A 15643-nucleotide genomic window follows, 5' to 3' on the forward strand; every position below is an offset into this window, starting at 1 on the left:
TCGAGGGGGTGTGCTCGCGGCCCGTCCTCGCGGTCGGGCCGTTCAAGAGGCGTGTCTGACGTGTCTCGATGCTCCTTTCTCGCGTGCCCCTGCCAGTGCCCCCTGCTCGACTCCCGACCCGGTCAGCGGGTCGAGAAGGCTGCGTCGAACGCGGCGTCCGAGGGCTCGAACGCCGAGCGGCGGACGAACTCCAGGGCCTGCGGCGCGCCGACGAGACGGTCCATCCCGGCGTCCTCCCACTCCACGGACAGCGGGCCCGTGTAGCCGATGGTGTTGAGCATCCGGAACGCGTCCTCCCACGGGACGTCGCCGCGGCCCGTGGAGATGAAGTCCCACCCGCGACGCGGATCGGCCCAGGCGAGGTGGGAGGAGAGCCGGCCGTTGCGGCCGTTGGTCATCCGCTTCTTCGTGTCCTTGCAGTGGACGTGGTAGATCCGGTCGGCGAAGTCCCACAGGAACGACACCGGGTCCAGGTCCTGCCACACCATGTGCGAGGGGTCCCAGTTCAGGCCGAAGCTCTCGCGGTGGCCGATCGCCTCGAGCGTGCGCTTGGTGGTCCAGTAGTCGTAGGCGATCTCCGAGGGGTGGACCTCGAGCGCGAAGCGCACGCCCACCTCCTCGAACACGTCCATGATCGGGTTCCACCGGTCGGCGAAGTCCTGGTAGCCGGCCTCCACGAGCTCCTCACGCACCGGCGGGAACATCGCGACGTACTTCCAGATCGCGGACCCCGTGAACCCGGTCACGGTCGTCGCGCCGAGGCGGGCGGCCGCGCGCGCCGTCATCTTGAGCTCCTCGGCGGCGCGCTGACGCACGCCCTCGGGCTCGCCGTCGCCCCAGATCCGGTCGGGCAGGATGTCGCGGTGCCGCGCGTCGATCGGGTCGTCGCAGACGGCCTGGCCCTTGAGGTGGTTGGCCACGGTCCACACCTTCAGGCCGTTGCGCTCCAGGATCGCGAGCCGGTCGGCGACGTAGTCGTCGTCCTCGGCCGCGCGCCAGACGTCGAGGTGGTCGCCCCAGGCGGCCAGCTCGAGACCGTCGAAGCCCCACTCCCCCGCGAGGCGCGCCACCTCCTCGAAGGGGAGGTCGGCCCACTGGCCGGTGAACAGCGTGATCGGTCGAGCCATCATCAGTCCTCTCGGTTGCCGGCGAGCCGTGGGTGGCGCGCCGGGGTGCCGCACGTCCCTGTGCGACGGGGTCGTGTCAGGGTCGTGTCAGGCCGGCACGTGGGCGGGAGCCGCGAACCGGGCCCCGGGCACGGAGACCCACGAGCGCCGGTCCTGCGAGCTGCGCTCGACGGCGTCGAGCACCCGCTGGATGCCGAGGGCGTCGGCGAAGCTCGGCGTCGGGTCCTGGCCCGACGCGATGGCGCCGACGAGGTCGGCCGCCTGGTTGACGAAGCCGTGGTCGTAGCCGAGGCCGTGCCCCGGCGGCCACCAGGCCGTGAGGTAGGGGTGCTCGGGCTCGGTCACCACGACGCGGCGGAACCCCTGCACGTGCGGGTCGTCGCCGGTGTCCAGCACGTTCAGCACGTTCATGTCCTCGAAGTCGAAGCTCAGCGCCCCGCGTGAGCCGTTGATCTCCAGGCGGATGGCGTTCTTGCGACCGGTCGCGAACCGGGTCGCCTCGAAGGTTCCGAGGCCACCGCCGGAGAGCTCGGCCAGGAACACCGCGGCGTCGTCGACCGTGACGGGGCCGCGCTCGGTGCCGGCCCGACCGGTGAAGCCGCCCGAGGCGGCCTGCACGGGCCGCTCGGTGACGAAGGTGCGCAGCGCACCGGTGACGGTCTCGAGGTGCTCGCCGGTGATGAACTGGACGAGGTCGACGATGTGCGAGCCGATGTCTCCGAGGGCGCCGGAGCCGGCGAGCTTCTTGTCCAGGCGCCAGGACAGCGGCGCCTCGGGGTCCAGGAGCCAGTCCTGGAGGTACTGCGCGCGGACGTGCCGGATCTCGCCGATCCGGCCCTCCGCCACGAGCTGCCGCGCGAGCTGGATCGCGGGCACCCGGCGATAGGTGAAGCCGACCATCGCGCGAACGCCGCGGCTCGCGGCGAGCTCGGCCGCCAGCGTCATCTGCTCGGCCTCGGCGATGCTGTTGGCCAGCGGCTTCTCGCACAGCACGTGCTTGCCCGCCTCGAGTGCGGCGACGGCGATCTCGGCGTGCGTGTGGCCGGGGGTGCAGATGTCGACCACGTCGATGTCGTCGCGGGTGAGGACCTCGCGCCAGTCGGTGGAGGACTCCTCCCACCCCAGTCGCTCGGCCGCCGCGGCCGTGGCCTCGCCGTCACGACCGCAGACGACGGTCATCCGAGGTTCGAGCGGAAGGTCGAAGGCGCGTGGCGCGGTGCGCCAGGCGTGCGAGTGGGTGGCCCCCATGAACGCGTGGCCGATGAGCGCGATGCCGAGCTCGGGCTTGCTGGTGATGGTCATGCTCGATGTCCTTCCCGGTTGGTGGGCCACGGGGCCCCGAGCGTGGCTCGGGGCCCCGTGACCGCGACCGCTACGTGCCGTGCTGGATCAGGACTCGAACGCCATGGGCAGGTACTGCTCGACGTTGTCCTGGGTCACGACCGGGGCGAACAGCTGGATCTCGCGCGGGACCTCGAACTGGACGAGGTCGCTCATGCCCTTCTGCTGCGCCAGGAGGCGGGCCAGACGGACGCCGTCGGCGGCCTGAGTGGACGGGTAGACGACCGTGGCCTGGACGACCGAGTCGCCCGACTGGATCTCGCGCATCATGTTCGCCGAGCCGGCGCCGCCGACCATGAAGAACTCGCTGCGTCCGGCGTTCTCGATGGCCGCGAGGACCCCGACGCCCTGGTCGTCGTCGTGGTTCCAGATCGCGTCGATCTGCGGCGCGGCCTGCAGCAGGCCGGCGGTGGCGGACTCGCCGCCCTGGACGGTGAAGTCGGCGGCGACGCGGTTGGAGACCTCGAGGCCGCAGTCGCCCAGCGCCTCGGCGAAGCCGGCGCTGCGGTCCTGCGTCAGCGGCAGGGAGTCGATGCCGGCGATCTCGGCCACGACGGCGTCGGACTGACCCTCGAGCTGCTCGCAGATGTACTGCCCGGCCGAGACGCCCATGCCGTAGTTGTCGCCGAGCACCGTGGTGCGGGCGGCGAACGGGCTGGAGAACTCGCGGTCGACGTTGACGACCGGGATGCCGGCCTCCATGGCTCGGGTGGCGACGGCCGTCAGAGCGGCGCCGTCGAAGGGCAGCACCACGATGGCGTCGACGTCGTCGTTGATGAACTGCTCGATCTGGGCGATCTGGGCGTTCACGTCGTCGGTGCCCTCGGACAGGCGGAACTCGACGTCCTCGTAGCGGTCGGCCTCGGCCTGCGCGCCGCGGGTGATCGCGCCGATCCAGCCGTGACCGGCGGCGGGGCCGGAGAAGCCGATCGTGACGGTCTCGCCGACCTCGTCGTTGGCGCCGCCGCCGGCGGCGGGGGCGGACTCACCGCCGGTGGCGGCGGGCTCGGTCTCGGGGCGGGGGGCTCGTTGCCGGTGCAGGCGGTCAGGACCAGGGCCGTGGCGGCAAGGGCTCCGACGGCCGTCCAACGACGGCGGGGGGTGGTGGTGCGAGACATGCGTTCCTCCTTGAATGCAACGGGTGTGTGGCAGGCGCCACCAGGGTGGAGCGGGTCGAGCGGGTGGAGCTGAGGGTGGGCGGACGGTGGTGCTGATCGGCGGTGGGGCCGATCGGGTGAGGGCGACGCCGGAGCGTCGCTACCTTCGCTGGACGGTCGCGAAGCGCTGCTGCAGGAGGACGGCGATGACGATGATCGCGCCCTTGGCCAGCGCCTGGACCGAGGAGTCGAGGTTGTTCTGCGTGAAGACGTTGGTGAGGATCTGGAAGACCAGCACACCCAGCACGGTGCCGACGATCGTGCCGCGCCCACCGGCCAGCAGCGTGCCGCCGATGACGACGGCGGCGATCGCGTCGAGCTCGTACAGGTAGCCGTTGCTCGAGGAGCCGGAGTTGACGCGGGACAGCATCATCACCGCGGCGATGCCGGCGCACAGGCCCGCGACCGCGAAGACCCACATGGTGTGGCGCTTGACGTTGATGCCCGCGAGGCGGGCGGCCTCGGGGTTGCCACCGACGGCGACCGTGCGGCGGCCGAACGTGGTGCGCGTCAGCACGAACCAGCCGGCGGCCGCGACGAGCGCGAACATCCAGACGATCTTCGGGACTCCGAGGAGGTCACCGCTGAACGTGGTGGTGAACCCGGAGTCGCGGACGAGCTGCGTCTGGCGGCCCGAGATGATCTCCGCCAGGCCTCGTGCGGCCACCAGCATGGCGAGCGTCGCGATGAACGCCACCACCCGCCCGTAGGCGACGAGCAACCCGTTCACGAGACCGGCGGCGACACCGACGGCGACCGCGGTCAGGACCATCACGATCCAGCCGAACTGGCCGGCCATGTTCTGCGTGGCCCACGTGGTGGCCCACACGGTGGCGAGCCCCATGACGGACCCGACCGAGAGGTCGATGCCGCCCGCGGTGATGACGAAGGTCATGCCGACGCTGATCACGCCGATGACGGCGGCCTGCTGGAGGATGACCAGCATGTTGGGGACGCTGAGGAACCGGTCACCCGCGGTGACGGTGCCGATCACCAGGAGCAGGACCAGCGCCAGGACCAGACCGAGGGTCTGACCGAGGCCCAGCCCTCCGCCCAGCTTCGGCTTCCTGGACGGGGTGGCCTGCCCCTCGGTCTGCTCGACCGGGGCCTGGTCGCCGTCGGTCGTGGTCGTTGTAGCCGAGCTGTCGCTCACGCGTGTGCTCCTTCCATGACGAGGTCGAGCACGGTGTGCTCGTCGATCTCGGATGCGGGACCGGTGTGGACCACGCGGCCGTCGGCGACGACCAGCACGCGGTCCGCGAGGCCGAGGACTTCCTCGATCTCGCTGGAGACGAGCACGACCGCGGTCCCGCGCCGGGTGAGCTCTCGGATCAGCTGGTAGATCTCGGCGCGTGCCCCGACGTCGACGCCACGCGTCGGCTCGTCCAGCAGCAGCACGTCGCAGCCGTGCACGAGCCAGCGGGCGAGCATCGCCTTCTGCTGGTTGCCGCCGGAGAGGGTGCGGATGTTGCGCTCGACGTTCGGGGGCGCCAGGTGGAGCGCGACCGCCTGCTCCTTGGCGGCCTTGCGCTCGGCGCGCTCGTCGAGCAGGCCGAACCGGGCGAACCGGGCGAAGGTCGAGAGGGTGATGTTGCGGTAGATCGGCTCGTCGAGCAGGAGCCCCTGGCTCTTGCGCTCCTCGGGCGCCAGCCCGATGCCGCGGCGCACCGCGTCGGTGACCGAACCGCGGCGCAGCGTCGTGCCGTTGACGCGGACCGATCCCGCGGTGGCGCGGCGTGCGCCGTAGAGGGTCTCGAGGATCTCGGAGCGTCCGGCGCCGACGAGTCCGGCCATGCCCACGACCTCGCCGGGTCGGACCGAGAAGCTCACGGGCTCGAACGTCCCCTCCAGCGCGAGGTCCTCGACCTCGAGCACGGGCGTCTCGGACTGGGGCCCGACGGCGTCGCCGCCGAAGTTCGTCACGACGTCGCGACCGGTCATCAGGGAGATGAGCTTCGCCGTCGGTGTCTCGGAGACGGGGAGGGAGGTGGCGACGGTGCGCCCGTCCTTGATGACGGTGATGCGGTCACCGATCTGCCGGATCTCCTCGAGGCGGTGGGAGATGTAGACGATGGCCACCCCGTGGTCGCGCAGGGTGTTGACGACACGGAAGAGCTGGTTCACCTCCTCCTGGTCCAGGACCGCGGACGGCTCGTCCATGATCATCAGCTGCGCGTCGTGAGAGAGCGCGCGGGCCATCTGGACGACCTGCTTGCCGGCCGCGGAGAGCGAGCCGACGAGACGACCCGGGCGGATCTCGGAGTGGCCGAGCCGCCCGAGCAGCTCCTTGGCGCGACGGTTGGCCTCACCGCGCTTGAGCACGCCACCGGTGGCGAGCTCGTTGCCCAGGAAGATGTTCTCCGTCACTGTCAGGCCGTCGACGACGTCGAGCTCCTGGAAGATCGTGGCGATGCCCATCTTGAGGGCGGCCGCCGTCGAGGTCAGCTTGACGACCTCGCCCTTCCAGCGGATCTCGCCCGCGGTCGGCTGATGAGCTCCGGCGAGCACCTTGATCAGCGTCGACTTGCCCGCACCGTTCTGACCGAGGAGGCAGTGGACCTCACCGGGCACGACGTGCAGATCGACACCGTCGAGAGCCCGAACTCCGGGGAACTCCTTGACGATTGCGTTCATCTCCAGCAGCTCCGCTGGCGGGTCCTCTGTGACCATACGGCGACACTAACGACACCTTCCGCCGAGTGTCAACGTAAGTGGGTAACATTCGTGTCACGGATGTGCGGCACGCCGACAAGTTGGACGACGTGCGGCACGGTCCCTAGAGTCACGGGCATCACCGCGGCGCCAGGGGCCCGCGCAGAACCCCGGCCCGGAGCCGTGAGTCTGCGGCTCTCCCGTCGATCGACGCCACGGGAGGGGATCCAGGGAAGGCTCCCGAGGAGAGGTAGACGGATGACGACGGACACCGTGAGGCCGCGCACGATCGCGCGATCGGCCGGCACCGGCGAGCTGTTCCAGATCTTCCGTGACGGTCGGTCACGGACCCGGACCGAGCTGGCCACCCTCACCGGTCACGCCCGTTCGACGATCACCTCCCGGCTGGACGCCCTCCTGGCGAGCGAGCTGATCGCGCCCGTGCCCGAGGCGAGCTCGACGGGCGGCCGACCCTCCACGTCGTTCGCGTTCAACCCGACCTCCCGCGTCGTGCTGGCCATCGACCTCGGCGCCACGCACGGCCGGCTCGGCCTCACCGATCTCGCGGGCAAGGTGCTGGCCAGCAGCGACGACGCGATCGACATCGCCGCCGGTCCGGACGTCGTCCTGTCGTGGGCCGCCGACGCCGGCCGGCGTCTCCTGGTCGAGGCCGGCCGCGCCCCCGAGGACCTGCTGTGCGTCGGGGCCGGACTCCCCGGCCCGGTCGAGCAGTCGACCGGTCACCCCATCAACCCGCCGATCATGCCCGGCTGGGACGGTGCGGCGGTCCCCGACATCCTCACCGACCTCCTGGGCGTGCCCGCGTTCGTCGACAACGACGTCAACCTCATGGCCCTCGGCGAGCACCGCCACGCGTGGCCCGAGGTCGAGAACCTGCTCTTCGTCAAGGTCGCCACCGGCATCGGCGCCGGGCTCATCCTCGACGGCGACCTGCGGCGGGGCGCCCAGGGCGCCGCCGGCGACATCGGCCACATCAGCCCGAGCGACGGGCTCACCACCCCCTGCCGCTGCGGCAACGTCGGTTGCCTCGAGGCGGTCGCCGGTGGGGGCGCCCTCGCTGCCGAGCTGCGGGAGCAGGGCGTCGACGCCACCGTTAGCGCCGACGTCGCGGCCCTCGCGCGCGCAGGGAACCTGCCCGCGCGGCACGCCGTCCGCTCCGCCGGACGCCTCATCGGGACCGTGCTCGCCAGCTGCGTCAGCATGGTCAACCCGTCGCTGATCGTCGTCGGCGGCGTGCTCGCCGAGTCCGGGGACCACCTCATCGCCGGGATCCGGGAGGTCGTCTACCAGCGGTCGCTCCCGCTGGCCACGCAGCACCTGCGGATCGTCACGGCGCGGACCGGTGGCGCGGCCGGCATCCTCGGAGCCAGCATGCTCGCCATCGACGAGATGCTCTCGATCGCGGCCGTGGACGCCCTCGCGGCCTGAGGCGTCGGCCGCCCGCGACCGCCGGGCTCGCTAGCGCGGCTCCACCCCCGCGAGCTCGAGCAGCAGGTCACGCACCTGCACGGCCTCGACGCGATCGCGCGCGAACGCCGCGTCGTCGCACAGCAGCACCGGCGCGTGGCGGGGGTCCTCCGGCAGTCGGCCGTGGCTCCCGCGCACCGGAGACGGGTCGAGCGGGACGACCTGCATCGAGTACCGCAGCCCCGCCTTCTTGCGGATCAGCGTGGAGGCCGCCCGCGCCTTCACCCAGCGGTCGTCCGGGTCGAAGAACAGCTCGGCCGGGTCGTAGCCCGGCTTCTTGTGGATCTCGACGGCGCGCGCGAAGTCGGGCGCGCGATCGTCGTCGAGCCAGTAGTAGTAGGTGAACCAGGCCTGCGGCTCGCTCACGACGACGAGGTCGCCCGCCCGGTCGTGGTCCAGACCCGCCGCCGCCTTCCCGGCGGCGTCGAGCACCTGCTCGACCCCCGGCAGGTCGCGCAGCAGCGCCGCCACCTCGGGCAGGTCGTCGGGGTCGTGCACGTAGACGTGCGCCACCTGGTGGTCGGCGACGGCGAACGCCCGCGAGGTCCACGGGTCCAGCAGCTCCCCGGTCGCGTTGTGGTGGACGTGCAGCAGCCCCGCGCGGCGCAGCGCCCGGTTGATGTCCACCGGCTGGTCCACGGGGGTGATGCCGTACTCGCTCAGGACGACGACGCGCACGCCGAGCGCGCGGGCGTCGTCGAGCAGCGGGGCCAGCTCGGCGTCGAGCTCCTTGGCGGCGCGCACGCCCTGCGGGCTCTCGGGCCCGTAGCGCTGGTGGTCGTAGTCCAGGTGCGGCACGTAGGAGAGCGTGAGGTCGTGCGTGGGCAGCATCCGCCGCGTCGCGGCGATGATCCAGCGCGAGGAGGCGATGCTCGCCGTCGGCCCCCAGTAGGTGAAGAGCGGGAACGGCCCGTTCTCGCTCTCGAGCTCGTCGTGGAGCTCGGGCGGCCACGACCAGAAGTCGGGGTCCTTGCGGCCGTCCGCGTGGTAGACGGGCCGCGGCGTGACGGTCGAGTCCGCCGTCGAGCCCATCGCGTACCACCAGCAGACGTTGGCGACGCGGTAGTCCGGCCGCGAGCGCCGGATCGTCTCCCACACCTTCTCCCCCGCCACGAGCCGGTGGTGCTGCCGCCACAGCAGCACCTCGCCGAGGTCGCGGAAGAACCAGCCGTTGCCGACGGCGCCGTGCTCGGAGGGGAGCGTGCCGGTGAGGAAGGTCGACTGCACCGAGCACGTGACGGCCGGGAGCACGGTGCCGAGCTCCGCCTGGAAGCCGGCCGCGCCGACCGCGCGCAGGTGCGGCATGTGCTGCAGCGCGCTCGGCGTCAGGCCGACCACGTCGAGGACGAGGATCTTGGTCATGCGAGCTCCGGGGTCAGGCCGAGGGTGGCGAGGTGGTCGGAGGCCCAGGCGAGCTCCGCGGCGATGCCGGCCACGAGCGCGGCGTCGGTCGTCGGGCGCTGGGCCGCCGGCAGCACGCCCCAGGTGTAGCTCTCGACCTCGAGGTGGTCGACCAGCGGCGCGGGGCCGCCGAGCAGCACGTCCAACGAGTCGCGCAGCTCGGCGGTGGTGCTCCGCAGGCCGGGGGCCTGGGCCTCGGCGTGCAGCGGCACGTGGAAGTGGACGCGCCACGGGTCGGTCGCGGCGCCGGTCGCGGCGGCCGTCGCGCCGCTCGCCGATCCCAGCGCGTCCGGCAGGTCGTCCCAGCCGTCCTCGGCGGGGTCGCTCACCCCGGAGCCCGCGGGGACCCGGACCTGGTGCAGGAACCGGTCCTCGGCGAACTCCGCCAGCGCCGCGCGGGACTCGTCGTCGGCCGGGTCCTCGACGTGCAGCGCCGCGGACACCTGCGCCTTGACGATCGGGACACCGGCGGCGGCGAGCCGGTCGACGGCGTCCGACGCCGTGCCGAACCCCGTCGCCAGGTGGCACAGGTCGAGGCAGACGCCGAGCCGGGAGGTGTCGAGCCCGTCGAGCGCGACGACCGCCTGCTCCACGGTCTCCACGACGCAGCCGGGCTCGGGCTCGAGCCCGACCTGGATGCTGCGGCCGGTCTCGCGCTCGATCGCCGCGAGCTCGTCGGTCAGCCGGGCGAGGTTGTCCCGCGCGACGGCGGACCCGGCCGCGTCCCACGGCTCGCGCCACGCGAGCGGGAGGGTCGAGATCGAGCCGCGCGCCACGTCGTCGGGAAGCAGCCGCGCGAGCACCCAGGCGGCGTCGGCCGTGTAGGTGAGCCGCTCGGTGGTGGTCCAGTCCGGGTGGTAGACGGCGTGCTTGACCACGGGCGCCTGGAACGCGCCGTAGGGGAAAGCGTTGACGGTGACGACCTCGCCCCCGGCCTCGCGCAGCCCGTCGCGCAGGCGCGCCAGGGCCCCGGCGTCGTGCCGCAGCGTGTGGACCGCATCGGCCGACAGCCACGTGCCGACGCTCAGCGACGACGTCCCGAGCCGCTCGCGCACGGGCCGCGCGTAGGTCGCGAGCTGGGTGACGATGCCGTCGACGTCGTGCGCGGCGTGGACGTTGGTGCAGTAGCCGAGGTGGACGGTCCGGCCGGAGGGGTGCTGCAGCCGCATCAGCCGATCGCCTCCCCGCGCGCCAGGGAGTTGCCGGCGAACTCGGTCGCCGGGGCGGCGTCGGACCCCGGCTCCTGGAGCACCAGCCGCCCGCTGCGGCCGTAGAACTCCACCGGGTTGCGCCACAGGACGCGGTCGACGTCGTCGTCGGTGAACCCGGCCGCGAGCATCGCCGTGCCTGTGTGGTGCGTGGTCAGCGGGTCGCTGTGCCCCCAGTCGGCGGCCGAGTTGACCAGGATCCGGTCGAGACCCACGCGCTGCAGGATCGACACCATCCGGTCCGGGGACATCTTCGTGTCCGGGTAGATCGAGAAGCCCGCCCAGGCGCCCGAGTCGAGCACGACGTCGACCGTCCGCTCGTTGAGGTGGTCCACGACGACGTCGGCCGGGGCGAGCCCCGACTGCGCCACGATCTCGAGCGTGCGCAGCGTGCCCGCCTCCTTGTCGCGGTGCGGCGTGTGCACGAGCACGGGGAGCTCGTGCTCGCCCGCCAGCTCCAGCTGGCGCACGAACGCGTGCTCCTCCTCCGGCGTCATGGAGTCGAACCCCGTCTCGCCGACGGCGACCACGCCGTCCTTGGCGAGGTACCGCGGGAGCTTCTCGAGCACGCCGATGCAGCGCGGGTCGTTGGCCTCCTTGGGGTTCAGGCCGATCGTCGCGTGGTGGGCGATCCCGAACCGGGAGGCCCGGAACCGCTCCCAGCCGAGCAGGCCGTCGAAGTAGTCCAGGAACGAGTCGACGGACGTGCGCGGCTGGCCCAGCCAGAACGCGGGCTCGGTGACGGCCCGGACCCCGGCGTCGTACATGGCGCGGTAGTCGTCGGTGGTGCGCGAGGTCATGTGGATGTGGGGATCGAAGATGCGCACGATCACTCCTTCTCGGAGGGGATGGACCCGGAGGTGGTGGGGGCGGACAGGAGGCGGCGGGTGTCCTCGGAGACGACGCGGCCGGCGGCCTCGCGCTCGGCGGCCAGGCCCGCCGCCATCCGGACGAGCTCGGGGTCGGTCCGCTCGTCGAGACCGTCGACGGCGGCGAGCGGGACCCCGACGAACAGGCACTTCAGCACCGCGTGGCGCCACTCCGGCTCGGGCAGGTGGGCCCCGCCGTACGGGCCGACGGCGGCCGCGACCAGCCGCGTGTCGTTCGTGCGGAGCGCGTCGCGCACCAGGTCGAGGGCGGCCGCTCCGAGATCGAGGTCGGGCAGCGCGCGCAGCACGGCGCGGCGCTCGTCGCTGTCGCCGTGGTGGTACAGGTCCGCCAGGACCTCGACGGCCTGCTCCGGCGAGCCGGCGACGGGTCGCCAGGCGAGCAGCAGCTCGCGGCGCCCGAGGTCCTCCAGCCGGGCGTGCAGCAGTCCGTCGGGATCCTCCTCGCCGGTCGTCGGGCCCGGACCGCGGCCCAGCGTGCGCGCCGCGGCCGCGAACAGCACCGGGAGCACGCCCGGATCCGTCCGCACCCGCGCGCGCTGCTCGGTCAGTCGCTCGGTGTTCAGGGTGGTCGTGGTGGTCATGCGTCCGTCCTCCTCGACGTCGTCGTCGTTCCAGCCTCGCGCGGGCCTCCGAGCGCCACCCCGGCCCGGCCGGCGGCCAGGCGGAGGGCGGCGAGGGAGCTGGTGGCGACCCGGGGCGCGGCGTGGTTGTGCCTGGCGAGCTCGACGCTCAGCAGCCCGTCGTAGCCCGCGTCGGCGAGCGCGCGCAGCAGCGGGGGCAGGTCGACGTCGCCGTCGCCCAGCTCGAGGTGCTCGTGCACCCCGGGCCGCATGTCGTCCACCTGCACGTGGACCACCCGGGCCCCGTGGGTGCGCACGACGGCGACCGGGTCCTCCTCGTTGCACGTCAGGTGACCGAGATCGAGCGTCATCCGGAGCCGCTCCGGGCGGCCGGCGCGCCGGAGGAGCTCGTCGACGTCGGCCGCCCGCTCCAGGAACATGCCCGGCTCGGGCTCGACGGCGAGCGTGACGCCCGCGCGTTCCGCGGCGTCGATCACCGGGTCCAGGGTGGTGAGCACGCGGTCCCACGCCACGGCGTCGGACACCCCGTCGGGAAGGATCCCCGACCACAGGTGCACCACGGGGGACCCGAGGTCCACCGCGATGTCGACGGCGCGCAGCAGCAGGTCCGTGCGCCGCTCGCGGCCCGTGTCGGAGACCAGGGTGGGGTGGTGCTTGTGGCGGGGGTCGAGCAGGTAGCGGGCCCCCGTCTCGATGACGACGGCGAGGCCGGCCGCCTCCAGCGCCCCCGCGACGTGGCGCACCCGGGCGGCGACGTCGGGCGCGAACGGGTCGAGGTGGGCGTGGTCGAGCGTGAGCGCCACCCCGCCGTAGCCGAGGTCCGCGAGCAGGCGCAGCGCGTCGTCGAGCCGGTGGTCCGTCAGACCGTTGGTGCCGTAGGCGGGGATCACGTCGTCGCCACCCGGCGGGCGAGGCTGCGCAGGAGCGGGGCCGCCGCCACGAGCACGAGGCCGACCGCGGGGGCCGCGGCCGCCGCGAGCTGCGCGGCCTGCAGCGGCAGGAGGCCGCCGATCCCGGTGCGGGTGGCGCTGCGGACCGTGACCGCGTCGGGCGAGGCCGCCGCGGCCACCTGGGCACGCCCCACGGTGACGCCGTACAGGGCGGCGAACCCGGCTGTCACCGCACGGTCCGGCCAGGAGGGTCGGTGGTCCCCGACGAGCGAACCGGCGACGGTCGCACCGGCCACCCCCGCCGTCGTCGCCACCGCCGACCACGCGACGACCGGGCTCGAGCCGTGCACCTCGCCGCGGGCGAGCGCGGTCACGGCGACCGTGTGGGCCCCGGTCGCGAGCGCCGTCGGGACGGCCGCGCGGTCGCCGCACGCCCCGAGCATCACGTCGAGGCCGCGGGCGAGGCCCATCACGGCCGGGCCGAGCGGGGTCGGCTTCGCCACGAGGTCGTACGTCCACACGGTCGCCGCCAGCGCGGCCGCGACGCCGAACCCCCGGCGGCCGAGACCGGTGGCGAGCAGCAGCCCCGCCCCCGTCAGGCCGCCCGCGAGCGCGAGCGCGGTGCCGGGGGTGACGCGTCCGGACGGGATCGGGCGCTCCGGGCGCTCGTGCGCGTCGAGCTCGCGGTCGGAGTAGTCGTTCAGCGCCATCCCGGCGAGGTAGAGGCAGGACGCGGCGGCCGGCGCGACGGCCGTCCGGCGACCGGCCGGCCAGCCCGACGCCGCGGCACCGGCGAGGGCGTCACCGGGGACCGAGAGGACGGCGGGCAGCCGGACGAGCTCGACGAGGTCCGCCGCCGTGGGTCGGCGCGGAGTCACGCCGTGGTCCGCGGCGCCTGTGCCGGGGCCTGGGCCTGGCCCGCAGCTGCGACCGGGGCCGGCAGCGCCGCCACCCAGGCGGTGAGCGCGTGCCACTGCTCGTCGAGGGCGTGGGTGTCGGCCGCGATCGGCTCCTTGAAGAAGAAGCCGAGCGCCGGGAGCGGGCCGCGCTCGCCCGCGTCGTGCGCCCGGGCCAGCAGGCGCGCGAGGTCGAGCACGAGCGGGGCCGCGAGGACGGAGTCGGCGCCCTGCCACGTGAACTGCATCGTCATCCGGGTCCCGAGGAAGCCCTCGAAGGACACGTGGTCCCAGGCAGTCTTCCAGTCGCCCTGGTCCGCGACGTAGTCGATGCGCACGGGCCCCTCCACCGGGTAGCCCAGGATCTTGGAGACGGTCAGCCCCTTGGTCGTGGTCTTGCTGAGGGCCGTCTCCGGATCGGCGAGCGTCCGGCCGTCCCCGCCGCCGAGGATGTTCATCGCGGTCCACGAGTTCACCTTGAGGGCGCGGCGACCGAACATCGGGGCGAGCGCCGACTTCACGAGGGTCTCGCCCGTCTTGCCGTCCCTGCCGGCCCACGGTGTGCCGACCTCGCGCGCCAACGCCTCGAGGGCGCCGCACGCCGGACCGCTGCTCGGGGTGAAGGCGGCGAGCGGGCAGCCGGCGCGGAACGCGGCGTAGGCGTAGAGCGAGCTGACCGGCAGCGGGGAGAGGCCGGCGTCGAGCTGACGCTCGAGCTCCTCGAGGTCCTCGAGCGCGGCGGACGGCGGCGTGGGCGGCTCCGTGCTGGAGACGTCGACCACGACGACGCGCTCGAGGTCGTGCTCCTGGCGGAACGCGGCCAGGTCGGCCACGAGCTGGTCGGCGGCCCGCCGCTGCGGGAGGTCGCGGCCCGCGCCGGGCCGGATGCGGGCGTCGACCTCGGCGAGGTCGTCGGCGAGCAGCTCGACGAGGCCGTGCGGCAGGACTCCGGTCCGCGCGAGCGCGCTCGCCTGCTCGGCCACGGTGTGCTCGGCGACGTCGTGGCCCCCGACGAGCAGCGAGCCCAGGGGGGCGAGGCCTGCGCCCTCGAGCTCAGGGAGCTCGGTGACCATCCCGGTCGGCGGGACGATGCCTCGCTGGAGGGCGAGCAGACCGACGGTCGCGGTGGCGGCGACGGAGCCGCGGGCTCCGACGAACCACACCCCCGTGCGTCGGGACGGCGGGCGCGGACCGGTCGGGGCTGGAGGGGTCGCTGATGTGATGGACTCGACATTGAGCATCCCACCACGGTACTCGCCTTTTGTCGGCGGTCAAGAAAACTATGGGGAGCCCGACGCGGACTTCCGTTCCTTCTCGCCACATGTGCCCTCCGATTCGGCCCCCCCGAGCCCGAGCTCCCCCGGTCCGACCAGCACCTGCCAGATCCAGGCAGCCGCCGTCCCGACCGTCGGCCGCGGCTCCAGCGCGATCCACGCCCCGAGCACGCCGGTCACCGATCCGGCCACCCCGGCGGCCGCGACGTCCACCGGCATCCCGCCGAACGCCGTCGTGCCCGAGTGCTCGATCGCGTCGCGCGCGATCTCCCGCACGCGACCCTGCAGCCGCGCGACGGCGACCGGCGAGCCTCGCTCGCCGAACACCCGCGCGTAGACGGCGGCGTAGGCCTCGAAGTGCTGGAGGTAGACCACCAGCGCCGAGGGCGGGCTGTCGTCGACCAGGTCGAGCAGCGGCGGGAGGTCGGCGCCGTCCTCCTGCATCGCGTGGTCGATCGCGTCGGCCAGCAGCGTGTCCTTGTCGGAGTAGTGCTGGTAGAAGCTGCTGCGGTTGACCTCGGCCCGCTCGACGATGTCGGCGACCGTGAAGTCCTCCAGGTCGCGCTCGCTCGCCAGGGCGAGCATCGCCCGCTGGAGGCTGCGCCGCGTACGGGCGATTCGGGGGTCCACCCCCGCATCCTTGCAGGCCCGGAGCCGTGACGCAGGACTTATGCCACAACTGTCGCTATTCCGACACTTGTCGATTAAGGTGGTCGCCGGGCCCAGTGACGCGCCTGT

The 15643-nt window shown here is 73.3% G+C and carries 14 protein-coding genes; 1 reads left to right on the top strand and 13 read right to left on the bottom strand.

Annotation, left to right across the window (positions count from 1 at the left end):
* Nucleotides 1-122: 122 nt before the first annotated feature.
* From C8046_RS10875 to C8046_RS10895, 5 genes are all read right to left on the bottom strand, one after another.
* On the bottom strand, nt 123-1127 hold the full coding sequence (locus C8046_RS10875; RefSeq protein WP_109229453.1) for a sugar phosphate isomerase/epimerase family protein: 1005 nt from the start codon (nt 1125-1127) through the stop codon (nt 123-125).
* Between the two features lie 87 nt (nt 1128-1214).
* Entirely contained in the window at nt 1215-2429 is a 1215-nt protein-coding gene (locus tag C8046_RS10880; RefSeq protein WP_109229454.1) for a Gfo/Idh/MocA family protein, read from the bottom strand.
* Between the two features lie 87 nt (nt 2430-2516).
* Nucleotides 2517-3557: a substrate-binding domain-containing protein gene (locus C8046_RS10885; protein WP_109229455.1), complete on the bottom strand. Its 1041-nt coding sequence runs from the start codon at nt 3555-3557 to the stop codon at nt 2517-2519.
* Between the two features lie 168 nt (nt 3558-3725).
* Complete coding sequence (locus tag C8046_RS10890; protein WP_419183555.1) at nt 3726-4778, bottom strand: ABC transporter permease; 1053 nt, start codon at nt 4776-4778, stop codon at nt 3726-3728.
* Nucleotides 4775-6259, bottom strand: coding sequence for a sugar ABC transporter ATP-binding protein (locus C8046_RS10895; protein WP_235866286.1), 1485 nt, complete (start codon nt 6257-6259; stop codon nt 4775-4777). Before C8046_RS10895 ends, C8046_RS10890 begins: the two co-directional genes overlap by 4 nt.
* Before the next feature lie 276 nt (nt 6260-6535).
* On the opposite strand from C8046_RS10895, the gene C8046_RS10900 reads away from it, so the two are divergent.
* Entirely contained in the window at nt 6536-7726 is a 1191-nt protein-coding gene (locus C8046_RS10900; RefSeq protein WP_109229457.1) for an ROK family protein, read from the top strand.
* A gap of 30 nt (nt 7727-7756) precedes the next feature.
* Here the strand turns inward: C8046_RS10900 and C8046_RS10905 are convergent, their stop codons facing one another.
* The 8 genes from C8046_RS10905 to C8046_RS10935 all read right to left on the bottom strand — a co-directional run bounded on the left by C8046_RS10905 (nt 7757) and on the right by C8046_RS10935 (nt 15535).
* The gene (locus tag C8046_RS10905) at nt 7757-9127 is read right to left on the bottom strand and encodes an alkaline phosphatase family protein (RefSeq protein WP_109229458.1); all 1371 of its coding nucleotides are present in this window, start codon (nt 9125-9127) and stop codon (nt 7757-7759) included.
* The gene (gene eboE, locus C8046_RS10910) at nt 9124-10335 is read right to left on the bottom strand and encodes a metabolite traffic protein EboE (RefSeq protein ID WP_109229459.1); all 1212 of its coding nucleotides are present in this window, start codon (nt 10333-10335) and stop codon (nt 9124-9126) included. Before eboE ends, C8046_RS10905 begins: the two co-directional genes overlap by 4 nt.
* Nucleotides 10335-11201: a TatD family hydrolase gene (locus C8046_RS10915; protein ID WP_109229460.1), complete on the bottom strand. Its 867-nt coding sequence runs from the start codon at nt 11199-11201 to the stop codon at nt 10335-10337. The genes eboE and C8046_RS10915 overlap by 1 nt, the downstream gene beginning before the upstream one ends.
* 2 nt (nt 11202-11203) lie before the next feature.
* Nucleotides 11204-11845, bottom strand: a complete 642-nt coding sequence (locus tag C8046_RS18760) for an EboA domain-containing protein (protein ID WP_199224446.1) — start codon at nt 11843-11845, stop codon at nt 11204-11206.
* Entirely contained in the window at nt 11842-12735 is an 894-nt protein-coding gene (locus C8046_RS18765; RefSeq protein WP_199224447.1) for a sugar phosphate isomerase/epimerase family protein, read from the bottom strand. The genes C8046_RS18760 and C8046_RS18765 overlap by 4 nt, the downstream gene beginning before the upstream one ends.
* Nucleotides 12732-13613 carry an SCO3242 family prenyltransferase gene (locus tag C8046_RS10925; RefSeq protein ID WP_109229461.1) on the bottom strand — a complete coding sequence of 294 codons (882 nt, stop codon included), beginning with the start codon at nt 13611-13613 and terminating at the stop codon, nt 12732-12734. The genes C8046_RS18765 and C8046_RS10925 overlap by 4 nt, the downstream gene beginning before the upstream one ends.
* Nucleotides 13610-14794 (bottom strand): inositol-3-phosphate synthase, encoded by a 1185-nt coding sequence (locus C8046_RS10930; protein ID WP_235866287.1) that lies wholly within the window; start codon nt 14792-14794, stop codon nt 13610-13612. Before C8046_RS10930 ends, C8046_RS10925 begins: the two co-directional genes overlap by 4 nt.
* 117 nt (nt 14795-14911) lie before the next feature.
* A complete protein-coding gene (locus C8046_RS10935) occupies nt 14912-15535 on the bottom strand; it encodes a TetR/AcrR family transcriptional regulator (RefSeq protein WP_109229463.1) in 624 nt (207 codons plus the stop codon).
* Between the last annotated feature and the right edge of the window lie 108 nt (nt 15536-15643).

This window comes from Serinibacter arcticus, from assembly GCF_003121705.1.
Classification (GTDB): Bacteria; Actinomycetota; Actinomycetes; order Actinomycetales; family Beutenbergiaceae; genus Litorihabitans.

Bases quoted from the DNA above. Each gene is read 5' to 3' on its own strand.
- C8046_RS10895 (WP_235866286.1), bottom strand. From the start codon at position 6,259: ATGAACGCAATCGTCAAGGAGTTCCCCGGAGTTCGGGCTCTCGACGGT.
- C8046_RS10900 (WP_109229457.1), top strand. From the start codon at position 6,536: ATGACGACGGACACCGTGAGGCCGCGCACGATCGCGCGATCGGCCGGC.
- C8046_RS10905 (WP_109229458.1), bottom strand. From the start codon at position 9,127: ATGACCAAGATCCTCGTCCTCGACGTGGTCGGCCTGACGCCGAGCGCG.
- C8046_RS10880 (WP_109229454.1), bottom strand. From the start codon at position 2,429: ATGACCATCACCAGCAAGCCCGAGCTCGGCATCGCGCTCATCGGCCAC.
- C8046_RS10875 (WP_109229453.1), bottom strand. From the start codon at position 1,127: ATGGCTCGACCGATCACGCTGTTCACCGGCCAGTGGGCCGACCTCCCC.
- C8046_RS18760 (WP_199224446.1), bottom strand. From the start codon at position 11,845: ATGACCACCACGACCACCCTGAACACCGAGCGACTGACCGAGCAGCGC.
- eboE (WP_109229459.1), bottom strand. From the start codon at position 10,335: ATGCGGCTGCAGCACCCCTCCGGCCGGACCGTCCACCTCGGCTACTGC.